This is a genomic window from Sphingomonas sp., assembly GCF_031361285.1.
Taxonomy (GTDB): domain Bacteria; phylum Pseudomonadota; class Alphaproteobacteria; order Sphingomonadales; family Sphingomonadaceae; genus Sphingomicrobium.
The window spans coordinates 1-21,645 of sequence record NZ_JANMCO010000089.1 but is presented as its reverse complement, the minus strand read 5'-3'; the positions used below and the strand labels follow the sequence as shown (position 1 = coordinate 21,645).

Genomic DNA, 21,645 nt, shown 5'->3' with positions numbered 1-21,645 from the left:
CGATCATGCAAACAGCCCCACCCGCCGCCGCCTCCGCCAATCCCTATGGCCTGATGCAGGCGCTCCAGGAGGGCGGACTCATCTCCTGGACGGTTTTCATCATCCTGGTGATCATGTCGCTCGGTACATTTTACATCCTGTTCACGAAGCTGATGCAGCAACAGAAAATCATGAGCCAGGGCCGCAAGGTCAGGGCCAGCTTTTGGAATTCGCCCAACCTTCGCGAAGCCGCAACCAAGCTTGAGCAGCGGAGCGCCTATCGCTCGATCGTCGATGACGCGCTGGTTGCCCAGGAACAGCATGACAAGCTCGATGACCCGATCGACCGCCACGACTGGATGGCCAACAGCCTGGCCCGCAGTCAGGGAGCGATCGGCGCCCGTCTCGGCGAAGGTCTGGCCTTCCTCGCGACGGTCGGTTCGACCGCCCCGTTCATCGGTCTGTTCGGTACCGTTATCGGCATCTATCGCGCGCTGATCAAAATCGGTGCCTCCGGCCAGGCGTCGATCGACGTCGTCGCCGGTCCGGTCGGCGAAGCGCTGATCATGACCGCGCTCGGCCTGGTCGTCGCGGTTCCCGCGGTGCTCGCCTACAACTGGCTGATCCGCCGCAACAAATCGATCATGGAGGATCTCGCGGCCTTCACCAACGATTTGAACGGTTATCTAGTGTCCAACGGCAAGGTGAAGCCGCGCATGGCGGGCGTCACCGGCACGCCGGCCCAGTCGAGTGGTACCCCGCCCCAGCGCCCGAGCGAGCCGCTGCGCACCGGCGCTCCGGCACCCGCCGACCGCGCCTAGTCGGCACATCCCGCTTCGGACCGGCGCCCAATTGCCGGTCCGGACCGCGGGCAGACGAACCAAAGAGAAGGCCAAGACAGTATGTCGATGAGTGTAGGCCCCGCGGAAGAGGGCGACGACGTCCCCATGTCCGACATCAACACCACGCCGCTGGTCGACGTGATGCTGGTGCTTCTGATCATCTTCCTGATCACCGTTCCGGTGGTGTTGCAGACGGTGCCGGTCAAACTGCCGAACGTGCGGTTCTTGCCGACCACGACCAAGCCCGAAAACGTCAATCTGTCGGTCAAGGGCGGTCCGGGCGGGTCGTGTGAGGTCTATTGGAACCTGCAGAAGGTCAACAGCCAGCAACTGGTCGACAAGGCGGTGAAGAAGCTCGAGGACCAGATCAAGGCGGTCGGCGGGGTCGACAATATCAACGAAGAAAATATGCCCGAGGCGCATATCCGCGGCGACATCAACACGCCGTACAAATGCATCGGCGGGGCGGTTTACACGATGCAGCGCGCCGGGTTCGCCCGGGTCGGGTTCATTTCCGAGCCGCCCCCCGGCGGCATCACGACGCGCCTTTAAGAGCTTAGGAGCAAGCCGCCATGGCAATGCAAACAACCGGTGATAATTCATCCGGTGAACCGATGATGGAAATCAACACGACGCCGCTGATCGACGTCATGCTGGTGCTGCTGATCATGTTCATCATCACCATTCCGATTCAGACCCACGCAGTGAAACTCGATTTGCCGCAGAACCAGGACAATCCGACGCCGCCGCCGGTTGAGCCGATCAAGAACAAGGTCGTGGTCACCGGCGGTGACGCCATCTTGTGGAACGGCACTCCGGTCAGCCTGACCCAGCTGCGGCAATATCTTGACGTCTCTCAGCAGATGAACCCGGTACCCGAGCTGCACCTGCAGCCGGAGCCGAACGCGCGCTACGAGATTGTCGACCGGGTGCTCGCGGTGACCAAGCAGGCGCACGTCGAGAAGATGGGTTTCGTCGGCAACGAGGCTTACGGCAACTTCTAGTCCGCGCGGTCGCGATCCAAATTGCCATAAGGGCGGTCCTCACGGGCCGCCCTTGTTTTGTCATTGCGAGCGGAGCGCGGCAATCCAGTCTCCGGGGGTGCTGGATTGCTTCGTCGCTGGCGCTCCTCGCAACGACGTGCAATTGGTCGCCGCCGATATGAGCCAGACGCCTGATTTCGCTGTTGTCATCCTCGCCGCCGGGCAGGGGACGCGCATGCGTTCCGACATGCACAAAGTATTGCACCCGATCGCCGGGCGGGCGCTGTTGCTGCACCTGCTCGACCGGGTCGACGGCCTGGGCGCGAAGAAGCGTGTCGTCGTCGTTGGCAAGGGCCGCGAGCAGGTCGAGGCGGCGCTCAATGGGCGCGACACGGCGGTCGCTTACCAGGCCGAGCAGAAAGGCACCGCGCACGCCGTTCAACAGGCTGCCGAAGCACTCGATGGCTATGAGGGCGCGGTCCTGATCCTCTACGCCGACACGCCGTTTGTCGAAGCCGAGACTTTGCAACGGATGCTCGATCGCCTCGATGGCGCCGACGGCCCCGGCGTGGTCGTGCTCGCTTCCCGCCCAGCCGATCCTGCCGCTTACGGTCGGATCATCCTTGGCGACGGCGACCACATTGCCAAGATGGTCGAGTTTCGCGACGCGAGCGAGGACGAACGCGCCGTCGGACTGTGCAACAGCGGGATGATGGCGCTGCGCGGCGGCGACCTGTTCCGCTGGCTGGATAAGGTCGGCAACGCCAACGCAGCGAGCGAATTCTACCTGCCCGACGTGGTCAACATTGCCGCCGCCGAGGGGCGCGAAGCGGTAGTTATCGAAGGCGATCCGTATGAGACCGCCGGGGTCAACAGCCGCGCCGAGCTGGCCCATCTCGAGCTCGAATGGCAGCGGCGGCGGCGCGAGCAGGCGCTGGAGGATGGCGCGACCCTGATCGACCCCGAAAGCGTCTGGTTTGCCTACGATACCAAGCTCGGCCGCGACGTCACCGTCGAGCCGCATGTCGTGTTCGGCCCGATGGTCGAAATCGCCGACGGCGCATACATCAAGGCGTTCAGCCATATCGAAGGCGCGGTGATCGGCGCCCGGGCCAGCGTCGGGCCGTTTGCGCGGATCCGCCCCGGCACCTGGCTTGCCGACAATAGCCGGGTTGGCAATTTCGTCGAGTTGAAGAATGCGCGGGTCGGTCGCGGCGCCAAGGTCAATCACTTAAGCTATGTCGGCGACGCCGACGTCGGAGAAGGCGCCAACATCGGCGCCGGCACCATCACCTGCAACTATGACGGGTTTGACAAGCACAAGACCGTGATCGGCGCGAATGCCTTCATCGGCTCGAACAGCGCCTTGGTCGCGCCGGTCATCATCGGCGACGGCGCGGTGATCGGGGCCGGATCGGTGATCACCCAAGACGTGGCCGCGGACAGCCTCGCGGTCGGCCGCGGCAAGCAGACAGGCATTGCTGGGTGGGCGAAGAAATTCCGCGCGGCGAAGGCGGCGAAGAAAGTCGCCGAATAATGTGTGGAATTGTTGGGATTGCCGGGAACAGCGAGGTCGCGCAGCGGCTGTTCGACGGTTTGAAGCGGCTCGAATATCGCGGCTATGACTCGGCCGGCATCTGCACCATCGACCATGGCCAGCTCGTGCGGCGGCGGGCCGAGGGCAAGCTCAATAATCTCGCCGTTGAGTTCAAGGCCCATCCGCTCGGCGGGACCATCGGCATCGCCCACACGCGCTGGGCGACCCACGGCGCCCCGACGGTCGGCAATGCCCACCCGCACATCGCCGGATCGGTGGCGCTGGTCCACAACGGCATCATCGAGAATTTCAAGCCGCTGCGCGACGAGTTAATCGCCGACGGCCGCGAATTCGCATCCGAGACCGACAGCGAAGTCGTCGCGCATCTGGTCGCGCGCGAGATCGAGCGAGGCGCCATGCCGGAAGCTGCGGTAGCGACGGTGCTGCCGCGGCTGCACGGCGCGTTCGCGATTGCTTTCCTGTTCCGCGACCATCCAGACCTGATCATCGGCGCGCGCATGGGGGCGCCGCTTACCGTGGGCTATGGGACGGGCGAGAATTACCTCGGCTCCGACGCGCTAGCGCTGGCGCCGCTGACCCAGCGCATCGCTTATCTGGAAGAAGGCGACTGGGCGGTCGTGCGGCGTGACCAGGTCGCAATCTTCGACCGCGAGAACCGAGCCGTGGAGCGCGCGATCGTTGAGTCTGGGGCGTCGTCGGCGCCGATCGAGAAGGGCAATTATCCCCATTACATGCTCAAGGAGATCTTCGAGCAGCCGATCGTCGTCGCCCAGACGCTGCAAAGCTATGTCCGGCCGTTCGAGGGCGAGGTTGCACTGCCGACCGGCGAGCTCGACCTTTCGGCCATCAACCGGGTGACGATGGTCGCCTGCGGCACTAGTTTCTATGCCGGCATGGTCGCCAAATATTGGTTTGAGCAATTCGCCCGGGTGCCGGTCGACATCGATGTCGCATCCGAGTTCCGTTACCGCCAGCCGGTGCTGGAGCCGGGTGGGTTGGCACTGTTCATCAGCCAGTCGGGCGAGACCGCCGACACGCTCGCCGCCTTGCGCCACGCGCGCGCCGAGCAACAGCGCATAGCGGTGGTGGTTAACGTGCCGACCAGTTCGATGGCGCGCGAGGCGGACCTGTTGCTGCCGACCCATGCCGGGCCCGAAATCGGCGTCGCCTCGACCAAGGCCTTCACCTGCCAGCTGGCGGTGCTGGCGGCGCTCGCGGCCAATCTGGCGCGGGCCAAGGGGCGGTTGAGCCGCGACGAAGAGCGCGAGATCGTCGCCCATTTGCAGGAAGCGCCGGAGGCGATCAACGCGGCGCTCGGTCACGACGACGACATCGCGGCGATGGCGCATCTGATCGCGCCGGCCCGCGACGTGCTCTACATGGGGCGCGGCCCGGACTATCCGATGGCGCTCGAAGGCGCGCTCAAGCTCAAGGAAATCAGCTACATTCACGCCGAAGGCTATGCCGCCGGCGAGATGAAACACGGACCCATCGCGCTGATTGACGAGCACGTGCCGGTAATCGTCCTGGCGCCGTCGGGACCGTTGTTCGAGAAGACCGTCAGCAACATGCAGGAAGTGCGCGCGCGCGGCGGCCAGATCGTGCTGATCAGCGACGCCAGGGGCATCGCCGCGGCGGGCGAAGGCACCATCGCGACGATCGAAATGCCCGAGGTCCACCCGCTGATCGCGCCGCTGGTTTATGCGGTGCCGGTGCAGCTGCTCGCTTATCATGTTGCGGTCTTGAAAGGCACCGACGTCGACCAGCCGCGGAACTTGGCTAAGTCAGTGACGGTGGAATGATCAGGTCGCCAGCTCCAACTCGCTGACCAAGCGTTTCAGGCGCTCGTAAAGGAAGTCTATGGTGGTGCGGACGCGCGGGGCGTGGCGGACGCGCTCGTGGGTCAGCAGCCACATGACGCGGCCATGGTTCTCGCGCGGCGGCAGGCAACGAATCAGGTCGGGATCACCGTCGCCGACCATGCACGGCAGGACGGCGATACCGAAGCCCGAGCGCACCCCGGACAACAGGCCGGTCGATGAGCCGTGCTGCACCATCACCTGGTCCTCCAGCCCCATGTCCTTGATCCAGGCAGAATAAGCGCGCCACAAATTGCCACCGCCGCCGCCGACCAGCGAGTGGTTCTTGAGGTCCTCCTTATTCTTCGGGACGCCGTGGCGCGCGGCATAGTCGCAGCTGCAATAGAGCGTCCAATCGTCCTTGCAGAGCGCCCGCCCGACGACCCCCGCGGGCTGCGGCTTGCTGGTGCTGCGCAAGGCAATGTCGGCCTCGCCGGCGCCAAGATCGCGGATGGTTTGGGCACTGTCGAGCTCGATGTGGATCTTGGGGTGGAGGTCGTGGAGCTCGCGCAGCAGCGGTGCCAGCACGGTCATCGCCAGGACTTCCTCTGTGGTCAGCCGCACGGTGCCGCTGATATCGCGGGTGCTGGCGCCGGCGGTACTGTCGAACCGGAGCGCCGCGGCTTCGACCTCCTCGGCATGGACGAGCAGCTCGTCGCCTGAAGGGGTCAGAGCGTAACCGGCCGGGCGCTTTTCGAACAAGGTCAGGCCAACCGACTCCTCGAGCGCGGCGATGCGGCGGGCGACGGTGGTCTGGCTGACGCGCAACTCGCGGCTTGCAGCAAGCGTACTGCCGCCGCGGGCGACGGCGAGGAAATATTTGAGGTCATTCCAGTCGAGCATGCCCCATTCTGCATTATTGCAGAACGGTTGCGCAACATCGTTGCTCACAATGGATGCGATTTGCGACTAATTGAGTGGTCGCGCCGGCGATACCCGGCCCTCAAACAGGAGGAAAACGACCATGAAAGCCATCCATATCATCCTCACCGCGTTCGCCATCACCACCGGCGTGATCAAGGCCGCGCCGGCCCTGGCCGAATCCAGCGCTCCGGCAACCGCTATCAATGTCAGCTTCGTGCGGACCGCCGATCTCGACCTCGGCAGCAGCGCCGGCCAGCGCAAGCTCGACCAGCGCCTCGCCAATGCCGCGCGCGAAGTGTGCGGGATTGCATCCGACGCCGATCTCGTGGGCAAGAATGATATCCGCCAGTGCCGCGAATTAACGCTCGTCAAGGCTAAGGGACAGCGCGACGCGGCTCTCGCCGCCACCGGGCGCGACGCGACGATCGCCGTCACCGCCAGTCGCTAAGCGCCCCTTGTCCGTGCGATGCAGCCGCTCTAGCCTTGGGCAATGATCGAGGCGAAGGGCGGCTGTCATTGTCGAGCGGTGCGGTTTACGGCGCAGCTGCCGGACCCGCCGGTCCCGGCGCTGGACTGCAATTGCTCGGTGTGCCGGGCGACCGGCTTTACCCACATCATGGTGCGCCACGAGGATTTCGCGTTGGAAAAGGGCGCCAACGCGCTGACCAGCTATCGCTTCGGGACCGGCGCGGCGGAGCATCTGTTCTGCTCGAAATGCGGCGTGAAGAGCTTCTACCAGCCGCGCTCGCACCCGGATGCGTGGAGCGTCAACGCCAACTGCCTCGACGAGTTCGTTGCCCTCTCGATCGAGCATTTTGACGGGCGCAATTGGGAAGAGGCATTCAAGGACCTTCCGGGGGAAGGTTCTTGAGGGTCTCTGCCAAGGCGCGCCTCGACGAGGCACAGCCGGGCAGCTAGGGCGCGGTGCATGCACCGCCCGCTTCGCCTGACGCTCGATCGAGCCGCGCTCCAGCATAATTGGCGCTGGCTGGCGGAGCGCGCCGGCACTGCCTGCGGCGCGGCGATCAAGGCCGACGGCTATGGTCTCGGCGCGCGTGACGCGATGGCAGCGCTGATCGAAGCCGGAGCCCGCGATTTCTTCGTGTCGACCTGGGCGGAAGCGGCGGAGCTTGGGCCGGTATCTGAGGGCGCGAGCCTGGTTGTGCTGCACGGCGTCGGGGTTGAGGACATCGAGGCTGCGCTCGGCTCGCCCGCCCGGCCGACGCTCAACAGCGTCGAACAGGTCGCGCGGTGGAAGGACATCGCGCCGGAACGACCGTGCGACGTGATGATCGACACCGGTATCAACCGGCTCGGCCTGCGGCCGGATGAGGTTGGCTCGCTCGAGGGGCTGACGATCGATACGCTGATGAGTCATTTGGCCTGCGCCGACGAGGATCATCCGCTCAATGCGACCCAGTTGGAGCGATTTCGCGCGGTCGTCGCGGCGGTGCCGGCGAAGCGGTACAGCCTCGCCAATTCCGCCGGCATCTGTCTAGGCCGCGACTTTGCGCTCGACCTCGTCCGGCCGGGACTGGCGCTGTATGGCGGCGTCCCGCGCCGCGAAGCGCAAGGTAACATCCGCCAGGTTGCGCACGTCGAGGTGCAAATCGTCCAGCGCCGGACGATCCACGCCGGCGAAAGCTGCGGCTATGGCGCCACCTTCGTCGCCGAGGTCGATACAGAGGCGGCGATCCTTAACATCGGATACGCCGACGGTTATTTGCGCGGCTTTTCGGCGGCCGGGAGCGCGTTCGCGGGCGAATTCGCGCTGCCGGTGCTGGGGCGAGTGTCGATGGATCTGATCGCCATCGATTGCGACGCGGCGCCGGACTTGAATGAAGGCGACTGGGTCGAAATTGATTACGACCTGCCGACCGCGTCGGCGCAGTCGGGGATGTCGCAATATGAACTGCTGACGACCTTAGGCGACCGGTTCGAGAAAAAGTGGCGCTGAGCCTTTGGGTGCCGGTGTCTTGGGCTGGTAGCGGCAGAGGTCGCTGACCGGGCAGCGCCAACAGTCGGGTTTGCGCGCTTTGCAGATGTAGCGGCCGTGCAGGATCAACCAATGGTGCGCGTCGCGGCGGAACGGCTGCGGCGTGACCTTGTCGAGCTTCAATTCGACTTCGAGCGGGGTCTTGCCGGGGGCGAGGCCGGTGCGGTTGCCGACCCGGAAAATGTGGGTGTCGACCGCGAACGTTTCCTGCCCGTAGGCGGTGTTGAGAACGACATTGGCGGTCTTGCGGCCGACGCCGGGGAGGGTTTCCAGTTCCTCGCGCGATTGCGGCACGCCGCCGCCAAAATCGCGGAGCAACGCTTCGGACAAAGCGATGACGTTCCTGGCCTTGGTGTTGAACAGGCCGATGGTTTTGATCGCCGCGCGCACGTCCTCTTCGCCCAGCGCGACCATCTGCGCGGGCGTCGCTGCGCGCGCGAACAGGCCGCGGGTGGCAAGGTTGACGCTGACGTCGGTCGCTTGGGCCGAGAGCACGACCGCGACAAGCAGCGTGTAGGGGTCGGAATATTCGAGTTCGGTTTGCGGCGAAGGGTTCTCTTCGGCCAATCGCCGGAAAAATTCGAAAACCTGCTGGCGGTTCACAGGGAGTCGATGACGTCGCGCATCGAGTAAAGACCGGCCGGCTTGCCGACCAGGAAGCGCGCCGCGGCGAGAGCGCCGCGGGCGAAGATCGCGCGGCCTTCGGCGCGGTGCGACAAGATCAGCCGCTCTTCGGGGCCGAGGAACAGGACGTCATGGTCGCCGGCAACCGTACCGCCGCGGATCGACGCGAAGCCGACGGGACGCGCGCTTGTGCTGGCGTCGCGACCGCGTGCGACAGCATCGCCGAGCGCCAGCGCGGTCCCCGACGGGGCATCGACCTTTTTGGCGTGATGAACGTCGAGGATCTCGATGTCCCAACCTGTGCCGAGAACGGCTGCGGCGCGCTCGACGAGGTCGGCGAGAACGGCAACGCCGAGCGATGTATTGGCTGCGCGTAGCACCGCGACCTTCTCGGCGGCAGCGGCGATTCGCTGGCTTGCAAGATCGTCGAGGCCGGTGGTGCCGACGAGGATCGGGATACCCGCCGAAACCGCGCGGTCAAGGCTCGCCTGGAGCGCTGACGGGGTAGAGAAATCGACCAGCACGTCGCCATGATCCGGTTCGAGCGCGAATGAGGGGTCTTCGGCGACGGCGGCGGCGATCGCCTGGCCCATCCGGCCGTTGGGCGCGAAGAGAGTGAGGCGGAGCGGCTGCTCATCGGTGCGCATTCACCGCTCATGGCGAAAGCGAGGGCGCCGCGCAACGGCGGCGCCCCCGGTCTCAAAACGGATTACTTACGGAAGACTTGCTCCTGGAGCAGCATGTTGCCGCCAATGTGACGGTACTTGGCGCGCTCGCCGCTGCCAGCTTCGCCCTGGCGCGTGGACTGGGCCAAAAATGCGTTGGTTGCCGCTTCTCGTGCCACGTCCTCGGCGGGCGTCGTCACATGGTCGAAAATCTGGACGAGATAGAGGTCGGGCTCGCCCGCGCGCTTATTGCTGTTGGCAAGGATGTAATAATCCTTGATCCAGCCCTTCGACTTGGCGAAATCCTGTTGCTTGCGATATTGGCCCGCGAGGAAATCGGCGTAGGCCGAGAAATGGCCGTCGTCGATGGTGACTTCGGTCACGTTCCAGAAATTGCCGTTGACCAACGGAATGTCCTGGGCGGCCGCCGGAACAGCGAACACCATTGTCGCCGCGCCGAGCGCAGCTAGCATCATCTTTCGCATTGATATCTTCCCCAATGTGCGGACAGCGAAACACTGCCGCTTCAGGGAACGGCGCCGCCGCAAAGGCTGGACGCCAGAAGACGGGACGTCGTTCCCAGGCGGGAATTATGCACGCATGGCTACGTCATTCCAATCATTATATTTTAATGCGAATTAAATAGGAATTCGCCCAGCGAGAGCAATCGCGGCGGCAGGGGCGCGAAGCTTGGCGCCGTTGATCATGAAAAAGAAGCTGTCGCGGCCGGCTCTTTGCCAGCGTTTGGCACGCGCCGCGAACGCATCGAGCGACGCGTCGTCGTAACCGGTCGGCACGTCCTCGCGCATGCGTTGGAGGCGGGCATAGGCGAAGCTGGCGGTGTCGGCGTCGATGCACGGAAACTCGTCGTCGTCACCGAAAACCACCGCGACGTCGTGGGCTCGGCAGAGGTCGAAGAACCTGTCGTCGCGAAAGCTGTCGTGACGCGGCTCGATCGCGTGGCGCAACGCCATGCCGTCGAGCTGTTTGGGCAGCAGCGCCAGGAACGCGGCGATGTCGTCACGGTCGAATTTGCGGCGCGCGGCGAGCATCCACAGGATCGGACCCATCTTGGGTCCCAGCGCGCTCAATCCCTGGGCGAAGAAATTGCCGATGCCCTCGCCGGCGTCGGCGAGCTTGGGGCGGGTGACGCAGTAGCGCGAGGCTTTGATCGCGAATTGGAAACCATCGGGTGCCGCAGCCGCCCATGCCGCCCAGCTCTTGGGACTTTGGCGGCTATAGAAGGTCGCATTGATCTCGATCGCGCCTAGCTGCCGGGAGGCGAATGCAAGCTCTTTCGATTGCGCGAGTTTGGGCGGGTAAAACGTCCCGCGCCACGGCGGATAGGTCCAGCCGCCGGTGCCGATGCGGACCATGGAAAGACTCAATGGGACGCTTCGCCTTTACTTGGCTGCTGTCACCGGAGCAGCCGCGGGGGCGCCCGGAATGACCGCGTCCTCGACGGCTTTCCAGCTGCCGTCGTCCTGCTTGCGGTATACCGTAACGTAAGTGCCGTTCTCGGTTTTCGGCTGCTTGGTGGCCGGATCGGTCATCCGCATCATGTAATGGCCGCGGCTCGTCGCGAGCTCGCCGGAATTGGCGACCAGCACGCGATCGGAGGCGAATTCGAGTTTCAGGTTGGGGTCGGCGACGATCTGTCCAAGCGCGGCGCGGCGGGCGGCGGCGTCGGTCGCCAGCGCCGCGCCGGGGTTGATGAGCGCCGCATCACTGGCATAGTGGCCGGCGAGCGCGTCGGCATTGTGCGCCGCATAGTCGGCCTGCCACTGCGTCTCGACGACCCGGATTTGCTTCTCGATCGCGGCGGAATCGGCGCCGTGTCCATCATGGTGCCCCCACCGATGGCAGCCGGAAAGCATGACCAGCGCGGACGCCGCGATCGCGATTCCAGTAACGTGCTTCATGTTTCCCTCCCCAAGGCCTGATCCACCACCGTAACAACCACGCGTCGGTGAGTCGCGCAAGGACGCCGGCTAGGTTACGGGCGACGGCATGGCTTCAACCGACACCCGTAACATCGTCATTTTGACCGGCGCCGGTGTGTCGGCGGAGAGCGGCGTCGCGACGTTTCGTGGGCCGGACGGACTGTGGGAAGGGCATCGGGTCGAGGATGTCGCCACCCCCGAAGCCTATCGGCGCGATCCAACATTGGTGCACGCGTTCTACGATGCGCGGCGGGCAAAACTGGACACGATCGGGCCGAATGCGGCGCACGAAGCGTTGGCCCGGCTCGATGCCGAATGGCTGGGCGAAATGCTGCTGGTCACGCAGAATGTCGACGATCTGCATGAGCGGGCCGGCTCGACGCGATTGCTGCATATGCACGGGGAGCTGAAGCGTGGCTGGTGCCTGGCGTGCGACCAAAGGTTCGCGTGGGACGGGCCGATGAGTGAGGGCGCGGTGTGTCCGAGTTGCGCCAGGATGGGTGAGGTTCGGCCGGACATCGTGTGGTTCGGCGAGATGCCGTACGACATGGAGCGGATCGAGGACGCGCTGCGGGCTTGCGACCTGTTCGTGTCAGTGGGCACGTCGGGCGCGGTTTATCCCGCCGCAGGTTTCGTCCAAACCGCGCGATATTGCGGCGCGCGGACGCTCGAGCTCAACTTGGAACCGAGCCAGGGGAGCGTTTTCTTCCACGAAAGCCGGATTGGAAAGGCGGGGGAGCTGGTGCCGGCGTGGGTCGAGGAGGTTCTGGGCTAGTCCGCCCATTCGAGCCCGATGTCGCGGTAGAGCGAGCGGTCTTCGTCCCAGCGGGGGTTCACTTTGACGTGCAGGAACAGATGGACCTTGCGGCCGAGGTGCTCGCCGATCGCTTCGCGCGCCGCCTGGCCGATGCTTTTGAGGCGTGAGCCGCCCTTGCCGAGCACGATCGCCTTCTGGCTGTCGCGGTCGACCAGGATCTGCTGGTGGATGACGGTCGAGCCGTCCTTGCGGTCCTCCCATTTCTCGGTCTCGATCGCCGACGAGTAAGGCAGTTCGGCGTGGAGTTGCTGGTAGATTTGCTCGCGGGTCAGTTCGGCCGCGACCATGCGGTCGGTGGCATCGCTGAGCTGGTCGGCGGGGAAGTGCCACGGGGCCTCGGGCGTCGTGTCGGCGAGTGCGCGTTTCAAGTCGGCAACGCCGTCGCCGGTGGTCGCGGAGACCATGAACAGGCGTTGCGGATTGAGGCGCTCGGATAGTTGCGCGGCGAGTGTCAGCAAGTCTTCCTTGCGAGCGATGTCGACCTTGTTGAGGACGATCATCAGCGGCTGCTTATTGCCTTCGAGGCCTTCGAGCATCGTCTCGACCCGATCGCCGACCTTGGCCGCGGCATCGATCACCAGCAACACGCGATCGGCATCCTCGGCCCCCGCCCAGGCGGCGGCGACCATCGCCCGGTCGAGCCGGCGGCGCGGCGCGAAGATTCCCGGCGTGTCGACCAGCAGGATTTGCGCGTCGCCCTCGATCGCGATGCCCATCAGCCGCGCCCGGGTCGTCTGCGCCTTGGCGCTGACAATCGCGACCTTCTGCCCGACCAGCGCATTGACCAAAGTCGACTTGCCGGCGTTTGGCGCCCCGATGACGGCGACGAACCCGCAGCGCTGGGTCATTTGACCTGCTCCAGCAGTGCCTCGGCGGCGGCGGTTTCGGCTTCCTGCTTGCTCAAGCCTTCGCCCTTGGCCTCGCCGAGACCGTTGACCGAGGCCCGGACGGTGAAGCGCGGCGCGTGGGGCGGGCCGGAGCGGTCGATGACGGCATAGGTCGGCGGTTTGCGGCCGTGGCCCTCGGCCCATTCGTGGAGTAACGATTTGGGATGCCGCGGGGCGGCTGACCCGGCATCGATGAACGGCGCCCAGGCGCTGCGAATGAAGCGCCGCGCCGCATCGACGCCGCCGTCGAGATAAAGGGCGGCAATCAGCGCTTCGACGACATCGCCGGTAACGTTGTCGCTGTTGATCGCGCCGTCGTCGCGCGCCTGCTTGCCGAGGCGGATGTGATCGATGACGCCGACCGCGCGGGCGACTTCAGCGCAAGTGGCCCGCGAGACCAAGGTGGTGAAGCGATGCGACAGCGTGCCTTCCTGTTCGAGCGGGAACAGCTCGCTTAGCCATTCGGCCATGACCAGCCCGAGGACACGGTCGCCGAGGAATTCGAGGCGCTGGTAATTATCGCGCCCGAAGCTTGGATGCGTGCGCGCACGTTCGAACAAAGCGAGGTCTTTGGGGTCGTGGCCGAGTATTTCGGCGACGAATTTGGCGAGTTTCATTCGGGATCGCCGGTGTAGCCGTTGCCGATACGGTTCCCGCGCAGCGCACTCAACCAGGTCCACGGCTTGGCGTAGGACGCGCTGCCGTCGGTCGACCAGAAGGTGACCAAGGCGCGGCCGACCAAATTCTCCACGGGGACGAAGCCAATGCCGCCTTCGGCAACGGAGAACCGGCTGTCGAGGCTGTCGTCGCGATTGTCGCCCATCATGAACAAGTGACCGGCCGGAACTCTGGCAGCGGGAACGTCGTCGGCGCGTGGGTTATCGACCTGGTCGAGGACGGTGTAGCTCGGCCCGCCGGGTAGCGTCTCGCGATACGCCGGATAGAGGCAAAAAGTGCGCTCCGGGCCGAGGCTGGAGACCATCGGGTTCGCCGGCGGTACTACCTTGCACGGGCTGTTGGCGCTGATTGGCATGGCGAACGGCGGCAGCGACTGGCGCGGCAAAGGCTTTCCGTTGAGGATCAGCATGCCGTCGCGCACCTCGATCGTGTCGCCGGGCAGGCCAATCACCCGCTTGATATAGTCGGTGTCGCCGCCGGGCGGCCGGAACACCGCGACATCGCCGCGTTTGGGCAAGTGCATGAGGAGGCGGCCGCTGAACGACGGGAAGGTGAACGGGAAGCTGTATCGCGAAAAGCCGTAAGGCCATTTGGCGACCATGACATAGTCGCCGATGTACAGGGTCGGCAGCATCGAGCCCGAGGGGATGTTGAACGGCGCGACGACAAAGCCGCGGAATGCCCAGGCGGCGAGCGCGAGGAGCAACAGAAAGCGGAGCAGGCTGCCTTTCTGGGCATCGGGCGCGGAAGGTTGGCGGGTCCAGGGCATGAACGGGTGCTTCTTTAGCGCCGACGACCAGCCGTCAAGGCGGGGGTGGCAAAAGCAGGGGCGCCGACTATTAGGCGCTTGCATGGTGGCCAAGCATTGGAAATCGATCGATTCACACGCTGTGCGGAGGCTCGACGCGCTATTTGCCGCTGAGCCGGACCGACTGAGCAAGCTGACCTTCGAGGTTGCCGGCATTACGTTCGACTGGTCCAAGACCCACCTCGACCCGGCATTGCTGAAAGCTTTCGTAACGCTGAGCGACGAACTTGGGTTTGCCGCGGCGCGGGAAGCGCTGTTCACCGGCGGGATCGTCAATCCGAGCGAGGGGCAAGCCGCGGAGCACGTCGCCGAGCGCGGCAGCGGCGCGGCGGAGGCGGTCGACCTCGCCACCGCGCGGCGGCAGCGGATGCGGGCGCTGATCGATGCGATCGAAGCGGGCGCGTTCGGTGACATCACGGGCGTGCTGCACATCGGCATCGGCGGATCGGTACTCGGGCCGGCGCTGCTGGTCGACGCCCTCGGGCGCGACCGTGCCGGATACAAAGTCCGGTTCCTGTCGAACATCGACGGCGAGGCGTTCGACGAGGCGGTTGGCGACCTCGACCCGGCCACGACGCTGGTAGTGGTCGCGTCAAAAACCTTCACTACGTCCGAGACTTTGGCCAACATGGCGGCGGCTCTCAACTGGCTCGACGAGGCGGGGGTCGAAGATCCCGATGGGCGGCTGATCGCGGTCACCGCCAACCCCGAAGCCGCGGTCGCCGCCGGGATCGACGAAACCCGCGTCCTGGTCTTCGCCCATGGCGTAGGCGGTCGTTATTCGCTGTGGAGTTCGGTCGGGGTGTCGGCGGCAATGGCGCTGGGCTGGGACGCGTTCGAGGCATTGCTCGAAGGTGCCGCCGAGATGGACCGTCACTTTCGCTTTGCCGACGGAGCGGACAACGTTCCACTGATAGCGGCGTTTGCCGACCGGCTCTATGCCGGCAAGCTCAACTGCCAGACGCGCGGCGTGTTTGCCTATGACGAGCGGCTGCGCCTGTTGCCGCCCTACCTTCAGCAGTTGGAGATGGAATCGAACGGCAAGTCGGTCACCGCCGATGGCCAGCCGCTCGACCAGCCGAGCGCCCCGGTGACCTGGGGCGGAACCGGGACCGATGCCCAGCATGCGGTGTTCCAATTGCTCCACCAGGGGACGGTGCTGGTGCCGGTCGAATTCGTCGCCGTCAGCGAAGGCGAGGACAGCCTCGACCCCGAGCATCACCGGCTGCTTTTGCTCAACGCATTCGCGCAAGGGGCGGCGCTGATGCAGGGGCGAGCGAGCGACGATCCGCAACGCAATTACCCCGGTAACCGGCCGAGCGCGACGGTGCTGGTGGAGCGGCTCGACGCCCGGTCGCTGGGGGCATTGATCGCGTTCTACGAACATCGCACCTTCGCGAACGCGGTGCTGCTTGGCACCAATCCGTTCGACCAGTTCGGGGTTGAACTGGGCAAGGACATTGCACGGACACTGGGCGAAGGGGCAGGCGACGCCGAGCTCGATCCGTCGACTCGCGCGCTGATGACCAGGGCAGGAGTTTAGATGACGGATTTCGACTTGCTGGTGATTGGTGCCGGATCAGGTGGAGTGCGCGCCGCCCGAGTCGCCGCGGCGCATGGCGCCAAGGTCGCGGTCGCCGAAGAGTTCAGGGTCGGCGGGACCTGCGTGATCCGCGGTTGCGTGCCCAAGAAGCTGCTCGTCTATGGCGCCCATTTCGCCGAGGATATCGACGACGCCGCGATGTTCGGCTGGGACTTGCCGAGCAAGCGCTTCGACTGGCCGGTGCTGCGCGACAATGTTCTCGCCGAGGTCGGCCGGCTTGAGGATGCCTACGCCGACATGCTGACCAACCATCAGGTTGAGATTATTCCCGAACGGGCAACGCTGGCCGGGCCGAATGCGGTGACGCTGGCGTCGGGCAAAACGGTCACCGCGGGCAAGATCCTGATCGCCACCGGGGCGCGGCCGCTGATGCCCGAGATTCCCGGCATCGAGCATGCGATCAGCTCTAACGAAGTGTTCAACCTCGAGAAGTTGCCCAAACGCATCGTGATCGCCGGCGGCGGTTATATCGCCAACGAATTCGCCGGCATTTTCCACCAGTTCGGGTGCCGCGTGACGCTGGTCAACCGGACCGAGACGATGCTGCGCAGCTATGACCAGCAACTGGTCGACCGGCTGCTGCAAATCTCGATGTCCAAGGGCATCCATTTCGAGTTCAATTCGACGTTCACGTCGATCGAAAAGCGCGACGACGGGTCCTTGAAGTTGACGATGGACGGCTGCGACGACATGGAGGCCAATGCGGTTCTGTTCGCGGTCGGCCGACAGCCCAATGTCGAAGGCCTCGGCTGCGAGGCGGCGGGGGTTGCAATCGGCGACAAGGGCGAGATCAAGGTCGATGCCGACAACCGGACGTCGGTGCCGTCGATCTTCGCGGTAGGCGACGTTACCGACCGGGTTCAACTGACACCGGTGGCGATCCGCGAGGGCCAGGCATTCGCCGATGCCTTTTTCGGCAATACGCCGACCCGGGTCGAGTATGGTTGCATTCCGTCGGCGGTGTTTAGCCATCCGCCGCTGGCCGGGGTCGGCATGACCGAGGGCGTCGCGCGCAATACGCTGGGATCGGTCAAGGTCTTTACCTCGGACTTCCGGGCGATGAAGAACGTGCTGGCCGGCCGCAACGAGCGGTCGCTGTACAAATTGGTGCTGGACGGCGAGACTGATCAAGTGGTCGGCGTGCACATGATTGGGCCCGACGCGCCCGAGATTCTCCAGGCGGCGGCGATCGCCGTCAAAGCCAAATTGAAGAAGAGCGATTTCGACGCGGTGGTCGCGCTCCACCCGACGATGGCCGAAGAACTGGTGCTGATGCGCTGATGCACGATGCAATCATCATTGGGGCCGGGCACAACGGCCTGACCTGCGCTTACTACCTCGCCAAGAAGGGGCTGAAGGTCGCTGTGCTCGAGCGGGCGACGACGGTCGGCGGGGCGGCGGTGACCGATGAGTTCCTGCCCGGATATCGCAATTCCGCAGCGGCTTACACCGTCAGCTTGCTCAACCCCAAAGTCATCCGCGACATGGAACTGGAGCGGCACGGGCTACGGGTTGTATTGCGCAAGACCGACAATTTCCTGCCCGGCGACGGCGATTATTTGCTGTCCGGGCGCCAGGGGCTGACCCGCAAGGAGATCGTTCGCCACGTGGCCAACGACGGTGATGGATACGACCGCTATCTGGCCGAGCTTGGGGTTGTGGTGCCGCTGATCAGGAAGTGGATATTGCGCGCGCCGCCGGAGATCGGACGCGGCGCGCGCGGGCTGCCCAAGATGCTGCAGATGGCGCGCGACCTCGTCGGCTTGTCGCAGGCCGAAAAACGCATCCTCCACGATTATGCGACGCGCAGCGCTGGCGACATCCTCGACAGTCATTTCAAGGGCGATTTCGCCAAGGCCTTGTTCGGGTTTGACGGCGTCGTCGGCAATTTCGCGTCACCCTATACGCCGGGCACAGCCTATGTGTTGCTCCACCATCTGTTCGGCGAAGCGGCCGGCGTGCCGGGCGCCTGGGGCCACGCGATTGGCGGGATGGGTTCGATCACCCAGGCGATGGCGCATGCCGCCCGCGAGGCTGGAGCGGATATCTTGCTCAACACGCCGGTCGAGGAAATCATCATCGACAAGGGTCGCGCGGCGGGCGTCGTCGCGGGCGGACGCGCCTGGCGGGCGAAGCAAGTGGTCGCGGGGGTCAACCCCAAGCTGTTATTCGACAAAATGGTGCCAGCGGGCGCGGTCGAGCCCGAGGTCGAGCGGCGGATGACCAATTGGAAGTGCGAAAGCGCGACTTTCCGAATGAATGTCGCGATGTCCGAACTGCCAAAGTTCACCGTGCTGCCAAAAAAGGGCAATCACCTCACCGCCGGAATCATCATGGCGCCGAGCCTTGCCTATATGGACCGCGCATTTGTCGATGCCAGTAAGGACGGCTGGGCCAAACAGCCGATCATCGAAATGCTGATTCCGTCGACGCTCGACCCCAGCCTGGCGCCCAAGGGCCGGCACGTCGCATCGCTGTTCTGCCAGCATTTCCGCTTCAACCTGGGGCCGGGCCGCAGCTGGGACCATGAACGCGAAGCGGCGGCGGACGGGATCATCGCCACGGTGGAAAGCCACGCACCAGGCTTCGCCGCGTCGGTGTTGGGGCGGCAGATCCATTCGCCGCTCGATCTCGAGCGCCGCTTCGGCCTGATCGGCGGCGATATTTTCCACGGCAAGATGGGGCTCGACCAATTGTTCAGCGCCCGGCCGATGATCGGCTACGCCGATTACCGGATGCCGTTGAAGGGCCTGTATCTGTGCGGGTCGGGCGCCCACCCGGGGGGCGGCGTGACCGGCGCGCCGGGGCATAATGCGGCTCGGGCGGTGCTGGCCGATCGTAAACCATGGAAGCGCCGGCATTGACGCCACCGCTGGCCGGATTGCGCGTCCTCGACTTGAGCCGGGTTCTCGCCGGTCCGTGGTGTACGCAATTGCTCGGCGACCTTGGCGCCGATGTGATCAAGATCGAGCGGCCGGGGGTCGGCGACGACACCCGCCATTGGGGACCGCCGTGGCACGGTGAAGGCGAAGACCGGGTGGCGGCCTATTTCCTGGCGACCAACCGCGGCAAGAAATCGGCGGCGATTGACTTCGCCAGCGCAGACGGCGCGGAGCTGGTGCGGCGCCTGGCGCTCGCATGCGACGTCGTGGTCGAGAATTTCAAAGTCGGCGGGCTCGCCAAATTCGGGCTAGATGCGGCATCGCTTCGCGCCGCCAACCCGAAGCTGATCGTCGCTTCGATTACCGGTTTTGGCCAAGAAGGGCCTTACGCCAGCCGCGCTGGCTATGACTTCATCATCCAGGGCATGGGCGGGATGATGAGTATTACCGGCCTGCCCGACGGCGAGCCCGGCGGCGGACCGATGCGCGCCGGGGTGGCGATCGCCGATCTGTTCACCGGCATGTACACGTGCGTCGCGATCCTCGCCGCGCTGCACCGGCGCGACAAGATGGGCGAGGGCGCACACATCGACATGGCGCTGTTCGATACACAGCTGGCGATGCTCGCCAACCAGGCCTCGAACGCGCTGATTTCGGGCGAGGATCCGCCGCGGCAGGGCAACACCCACCCCAATATCGTGCCGTATCAGCCGTTCGACGCGGCCGACCAGCCGATCATCATCGCGGTGGGCAACGACCGCCAGTTCGCGCGGTTGGCGAACATCTGCGGCCACCCCGAATGGGTTGGGGACGAACGGTTCGCCTCCAATGAAGCGCGGGTCGCTAACCGTGGCGCTATTGTGAGCCTGGTCGCCGGGTGCATAGCCCAAAGATCTGCGGCGGAATGGCTCGAGCAGCTCGATGCGGCGGGGATTCCGGCGGGACCGATCAACCGAGTCGGCCAGGCCTTGGCCGATGTTCAGGCACAGCATCGGGCAATGGTGCGAACCCTGGGCGGCGTGCCGCTGGTCGGCTCGCCAGTCCGGATTGACGGGGAGCGTGCCGATTCCGAACTTCCTCCGCCAGCGCTCGGCGAACATACAGTTGATGTCCTTAAAGAACTCGGGATGGGTGCGGAAGAGATCGAGCGACTGAGCGCGGACGGCGTGATCGCCGGCGGGTTAGTTGATTGACAGGCCGAAAGCGTTGCTCTTGAACGGATTTTGAGGACGGGGCACAGCGGTCCCATTGGAGGTCGGGTGGCCAAAGTCTTTCTTAGCTACGCGCGTGAAGACGCCCCAGCCGCCAAGCAGCTGGCGGATTGCATCGGACGCGCCGGCCATGAGGTGTGGTGGGACCGCCACCTGCAGGGCGGCTCCCGCTTCTCAACGGAAATCGATCGAGAGCTGAAAAGCGCGGCCGCGGTGGTTGTACTGTGGTCGGCGACGTCGATCGAATCGGCATGGGTCCAGGACGAAGCCGCTGAGGGGCGCGACAGTGGTCGGCTGGTCCCGGTAAGCCTTGGCGGTAGCCGAGCGCCGTTGGGTTTTCGCCAATTCCATACGGTCGAGTTCACGGACTGGAGCGGCGACGGAGAGCCTCGCGAGATCGACGATTTACTCGAAGCGATCGCCAAGACCGCTGGCAACAGCTCGCCGGCGAAGGCATCCGGCCCGGCCGACGAACAAAAAGTCGCCCGCGGTCCATCGGTTTGCGTGCTGCCGTTCGTCAACATGAGCGGCGATCCCGAGCAAGAATATTTCAGCGACGGGATCACCGAAGACATCATCACCGACCTGTCGAAAGTTTCCGCATTGTTCGTGATCGCCCGGAATACCGCGTTTACGTTCAAGGGCCGAGTGATGGACGTCAAGGAAGTGGCACAGGCGCTTGACGTCAGCCACGTGCTCGAAGGCAGCGTCCGCAAGGCCGGCGACCGGGTCAGGATTACCGCCCAGCTGATCGACAGCAAGTCCGGTGGTCACGTCTGGGCCGATCGCTACGATCGCGATCTGACCGACATTTTCGCCATCCAGGACGAGATTTCGAAGGCGATCGTCGCCGCGCTTCGGGTCAAGCTGCTGCCGGGCGAGAAGAAGGCGATCGAGACCCGCGGCACGTCAAGCGTAGAAGCCTACAACCTCTACCTGATGGCGCGCCAGCAGTGGACCGATGGAGGTATTGGTGACGTCCGCTGTCAGGAAACAATTGTACGGATCTGCAGGCAGGCGATCTCGTTCGACGCCAATTACGCGCAGGCCTGGGCGTTGATGGCGCTTGCTCAGTCGCAGATGCGCTTCTGGCATGGCATGGACGCCGATCCGCAGCTTGCGGCGGAGCGGGCACTGGCAATCAATCCCAACCTCGCCGAAGCCCATTGCGTGAAGGCCCACTTGCTCGAAGAAGAGGGCCGACCGGCCGAGGCCACCGCCGAGATCGAGACCGCAGTTCGACTCGATCCTGAATCATGGGAAGTGAACCGCGAAGCTGCGCGGCTGATTTTCCGCCAAGGACGCATTGCCGATTCGATTCCTTACTTTGAAAAGGCGGCGGCGCTGATGGATTCGGATTGGCATAACCCTTCCATGCTCATCACCTGCTATCAGGGGATCGGCGCTCCGGATCAGCTGCTCCGCGTCGCGCGGATGGCCTCGGAG

At 64.8% G+C, this 21,645-nt stretch carries 23 protein-coding genes; 14 read left to right on the top strand and 9 right to left on the bottom strand.

Translation table 11 applies throughout. From position 1 onward, the window contains the following. The first annotated feature begins 5 nt into the window (after positions 1–5). The 5 genes from RMO25_RS08785 (at position 6) to glmS (ending at position 5,164) form a co-directional block, all read left to right on the top strand. Positions 6–800, top strand: coding sequence for a MotA/TolQ/ExbB proton channel family protein (locus RMO25_RS08785; RefSeq protein ID WP_309662227.1), 795 nt, complete (start codon positions 6–8; stop codon positions 798–800). 81 nt (positions 801–881) lie between these two features. After that, positions 882–1,373, top strand: coding sequence for a biopolymer transporter ExbD (locus tag RMO25_RS08780; protein ID WP_309662226.1), 492 nt, complete (start codon positions 882–884; stop codon positions 1,371–1,373). 20 nt (positions 1,374–1,393) lie between these two features. Beyond that, complete coding sequence (locus tag RMO25_RS08775) at positions 1,394–1,825, top strand: biopolymer transporter ExbD (protein WP_309662225.1); 432 nt, start codon at positions 1,394–1,396, stop codon at positions 1,823–1,825. A 157-nt stretch (positions 1,826–1,982) separates the two neighbouring features. Then, positions 1,983–3,341 carry a bifunctional UDP-N-acetylglucosamine diphosphorylase/glucosamine-1-phosphate N-acetyltransferase GlmU gene (gene glmU, locus RMO25_RS08770; protein WP_309662243.1) on the top strand — a complete coding sequence of 453 codons (1,359 nt, stop codon included), beginning with the start codon at positions 1,983–1,985 and terminating at the stop codon, positions 3,339–3,341. After that, complete coding sequence (glmS, locus tag RMO25_RS08765; protein ID WP_309662224.1) at positions 3,341–5,164, top strand: glutamine--fructose-6-phosphate transaminase (isomerizing); 1,824 nt, start codon at positions 3,341–3,343, stop codon at positions 5,162–5,164. Before glmU ends, glmS begins: the two co-directional genes overlap by 1 nt. Here the strand turns inward: glmS and RMO25_RS08760 are convergent, their stop codons facing one another. Beyond that, positions 5,165–6,112 (bottom strand): LysR family transcriptional regulator, encoded by a 948-nt coding sequence (locus tag RMO25_RS08760; RefSeq protein WP_309662223.1) that lies wholly within the window; start codon positions 6,110–6,112, stop codon positions 5,165–5,167. It lies immediately after the preceding gene. A 73-nt stretch (positions 6,113–6,185) separates the two neighbouring features. Here RMO25_RS08760 and RMO25_RS08755 point away from each other — a divergent pair, with 73 nt between their 5' ends. Genes RMO25_RS08755 through alr form a run of 3 tightly spaced genes read left to right on the top strand, consistent with a single transcriptional unit; the run spans position 6,186 to position 8,042 of the window. Continuing rightward, positions 6,186–6,533, top strand: coding sequence for a UrcA family protein (locus tag RMO25_RS08755; protein ID WP_309662222.1), 348 nt, complete (start codon positions 6,186–6,188; stop codon positions 6,531–6,533). A 42-nt stretch (positions 6,534–6,575) separates the two neighbouring features. Further along, positions 6,576–6,956 carry a GFA family protein gene (locus tag RMO25_RS08750; protein WP_309662221.1) on the top strand — a complete coding sequence of 127 codons (381 nt, stop codon included), beginning with the start codon at positions 6,576–6,578 and terminating at the stop codon, positions 6,954–6,956. Positions 6,957–7,013: 57 nt separating this feature from the next. After that, on the top strand, positions 7,014–8,042 hold the full coding sequence (gene alr, locus RMO25_RS08745) for an alanine racemase (RefSeq protein WP_309662220.1): 1,029 nt from the start codon (positions 7,014–7,016) through the stop codon (positions 8,040–8,042). On the opposite strand, the gene nth is transcribed toward alr, so the two are convergent. From nth to RMO25_RS08720, 5 genes are all read right to left on the bottom strand, one after another. Beyond that, a complete protein-coding gene (gene nth, locus RMO25_RS08740; protein ID WP_309662219.1) occupies positions 8,010–8,684 on the bottom strand; it encodes an endonuclease III in 675 nt (224 codons plus the stop codon). The two genes, alr and nth, sit on opposite strands and share 33 nt — an antisense overlap. Beyond that, a complete protein-coding gene (gene dapB / locus RMO25_RS08735; RefSeq protein ID WP_309662218.1) occupies positions 8,681–9,352 on the bottom strand; it encodes a 4-hydroxy-tetrahydrodipicolinate reductase in 672 nt (223 codons plus the stop codon). Before dapB ends, nth begins: the two co-directional genes overlap by 4 nt. A 62-nt stretch (positions 9,353–9,414) precedes the next feature. Next, positions 9,415–9,855, bottom strand: a complete 441-nt coding sequence (locus RMO25_RS08730) for a hypothetical protein (RefSeq protein ID WP_309662217.1) — start codon at positions 9,853–9,855, stop codon at positions 9,415–9,417. 153 nt (positions 9,856–10,008) lie between these two features. Beyond that, a complete protein-coding gene (locus tag RMO25_RS08725) occupies positions 10,009–10,758 on the bottom strand; it encodes a DUF72 domain-containing protein (protein WP_309662216.1) in 750 nt (249 codons plus the stop codon). Between the two features lie 15 nt (positions 10,759–10,773). After that, positions 10,774–11,292 carry a DUF4440 domain-containing protein gene (locus tag RMO25_RS08720; protein ID WP_309662215.1) on the bottom strand — a complete coding sequence of 173 codons (519 nt, stop codon included), beginning with the start codon at positions 11,290–11,292 and terminating at the stop codon, positions 10,774–10,776. Between the two features lie 88 nt (positions 11,293–11,380). On the opposite strand from RMO25_RS08720, the gene RMO25_RS08715 reads away from it, so the two are divergent. Next, positions 11,381–12,088, top strand: a complete 708-nt coding sequence (locus RMO25_RS08715; RefSeq protein WP_309662214.1) for an NAD-dependent deacylase — start codon at positions 11,381–11,383, stop codon at positions 12,086–12,088. Here RMO25_RS08715 and era read toward each other — a convergent pair. Genes era through lepB form a run of 3 tightly spaced genes read right to left on the bottom strand, consistent with a single transcriptional unit; the run spans position 12,085 to position 14,464 of the window. Next, positions 12,085–12,978: a GTPase Era gene (era, locus tag RMO25_RS08710; protein WP_309662213.1), complete on the bottom strand. Its 894-nt coding sequence runs from the start codon at positions 12,976–12,978 to the stop codon at positions 12,085–12,087. The genes RMO25_RS08715 and era overlap by 4 nt on opposite strands. After that, positions 12,975–13,634, bottom strand: coding sequence for a ribonuclease III (rnc, locus tag RMO25_RS08705; protein WP_309662212.1), 660 nt, complete (start codon positions 13,632–13,634; stop codon positions 12,975–12,977). The genes era and rnc overlap by 4 nt, the downstream gene beginning before the upstream one ends. Next, positions 13,631–14,464: a signal peptidase I gene (lepB, locus tag RMO25_RS08700; protein WP_309662211.1), complete on the bottom strand. Its 834-nt coding sequence runs from the start codon at positions 14,462–14,464 to the stop codon at positions 13,631–13,633. Before lepB ends, rnc begins: the two co-directional genes overlap by 4 nt. An 82-nt stretch (positions 14,465–14,546) precedes the next feature. Here lepB and pgi point away from each other — a divergent pair, with 82 nt between their 5' ends. The 5 genes from pgi to RMO25_RS08675 form a co-directional block, all read left to right on the top strand. After that, positions 14,547–16,046, top strand: coding sequence for a glucose-6-phosphate isomerase (gene pgi / locus RMO25_RS08695; protein ID WP_309662210.1), 1,500 nt, complete (start codon positions 14,547–14,549; stop codon positions 16,044–16,046). Then, complete coding sequence (gorA, locus tag RMO25_RS08690) at positions 16,047–17,387, top strand: glutathione-disulfide reductase (protein ID WP_309662209.1); 1,341 nt, start codon at positions 16,047–16,049, stop codon at positions 17,385–17,387. It begins immediately after the preceding gene. Then, the gene (locus RMO25_RS08685; RefSeq protein ID WP_309662208.1) at positions 17,387–18,970 is read left to right on the top strand and encodes an NAD(P)/FAD-dependent oxidoreductase; all 1,584 of its coding nucleotides are present in this window, start codon (positions 17,387–17,389) and stop codon (positions 18,968–18,970) included. The genes gorA and RMO25_RS08685 overlap by 1 nt, the downstream gene beginning before the upstream one ends. Further along, entirely contained in the window at positions 18,952–20,181 is a 1,230-nt protein-coding gene (locus RMO25_RS08680; RefSeq protein WP_309662207.1) for a CaiB/BaiF CoA-transferase family protein, read from the top strand. Before RMO25_RS08685 ends, RMO25_RS08680 begins: the two co-directional genes overlap by 19 nt. A 66-nt stretch (positions 20,182–20,247) precedes the next feature. Continuing rightward, the coding region (locus RMO25_RS08675) for a TIR domain-containing protein (protein WP_309662206.1) at positions 20,248–21,645 on the top strand (1,398 nt) is incomplete at its 3' end.

What these genes read in the sequence shown, in the direction of transcription:
- dapB (WP_309662218.1), bottom strand. Translation starts at nt 9,352, where the DNA reads ATGCGCACCGATGAGCAGCCGCTCCGCCTCACTCTCTTCGCGCCCAAC.
- RMO25_RS08780 (WP_309662226.1), top strand. Translation starts at nt 882, where the DNA reads ATGTCGATGAGTGTAGGCCCCGCGGAAGAGGGCGACGACGTCCCCATG.
- glmU (WP_309662243.1), top strand. Translation starts at nt 1,983, where the DNA reads ATGAGCCAGACGCCTGATTTCGCTGTTGTCATCCTCGCCGCCGGGCAG.
- lepB (WP_309662211.1), bottom strand. Translation starts at nt 14,464, where the DNA reads ATGCCCTGGACCCGCCAACCTTCCGCGCCCGATGCCCAGAAAGGCAGC.
- RMO25_RS08715 (WP_309662214.1), top strand. Translation starts at nt 11,381, where the DNA reads ATGGCTTCAACCGACACCCGTAACATCGTCATTTTGACCGGCGCCGGT.
- RMO25_RS08785 (WP_309662227.1), top strand. Translation starts at nt 6, where the DNA reads ATGCAAACAGCCCCACCCGCCGCCGCCTCCGCCAATCCCTATGGCCTG.
- RMO25_RS08730 (WP_309662217.1), bottom strand. Translation starts at nt 9,855, where the DNA reads ATGCGAAAGATGATGCTAGCTGCGCTCGGCGCGGCGACAATGGTGTTC.
- alr (WP_309662220.1), top strand. Translation starts at nt 7,014, where the DNA reads ATGCACCGCCCGCTTCGCCTGACGCTCGATCGAGCCGCGCTCCAGCAT.
- era (WP_309662213.1), bottom strand. Translation starts at nt 12,978, where the DNA reads ATGACCCAGCGCTGCGGGTTCGTCGCCGTCATCGGGGCGCCAAACGCC.
- RMO25_RS08680 (WP_309662207.1), top strand. Translation starts at nt 18,952, where the DNA reads ATGGAAGCGCCGGCATTGACGCCACCGCTGGCCGGATTGCGCGTCCTC.
- glmS (WP_309662224.1), top strand. Translation starts at nt 3,341, where the DNA reads ATGTGTGGAATTGTTGGGATTGCCGGGAACAGCGAGGTCGCGCAGCGG.
- RMO25_RS08755 (WP_309662222.1), top strand. Translation starts at nt 6,186, where the DNA reads ATGAAAGCCATCCATATCATCCTCACCGCGTTCGCCATCACCACCGGC.
- rnc (WP_309662212.1), bottom strand. Translation starts at nt 13,634, where the DNA reads ATGAAACTCGCCAAATTCGTCGCCGAAATACTCGGCCACGACCCCAAA.
- RMO25_RS08720 (WP_309662215.1), bottom strand. Translation starts at nt 11,292, where the DNA reads ATGAAGCACGTTACTGGAATCGCGATCGCGGCGTCCGCGCTGGTCATG.
- pgi (WP_309662210.1), top strand. Translation starts at nt 14,547, where the DNA reads ATGGTGGCCAAGCATTGGAAATCGATCGATTCACACGCTGTGCGGAGG.
- RMO25_RS08750 (WP_309662221.1), top strand. Translation starts at nt 6,576, where the DNA reads ATGATCGAGGCGAAGGGCGGCTGTCATTGTCGAGCGGTGCGGTTTACG.
- RMO25_RS08775 (WP_309662225.1), top strand. Translation starts at nt 1,394, where the DNA reads ATGGCAATGCAAACAACCGGTGATAATTCATCCGGTGAACCGATGATG.
- gorA (WP_309662209.1), top strand. Translation starts at nt 16,047, where the DNA reads ATGACGGATTTCGACTTGCTGGTGATTGGTGCCGGATCAGGTGGAGTG.
- RMO25_RS08685 (WP_309662208.1), top strand. Translation starts at nt 17,387, where the DNA reads ATGCACGATGCAATCATCATTGGGGCCGGGCACAACGGCCTGACCTGC.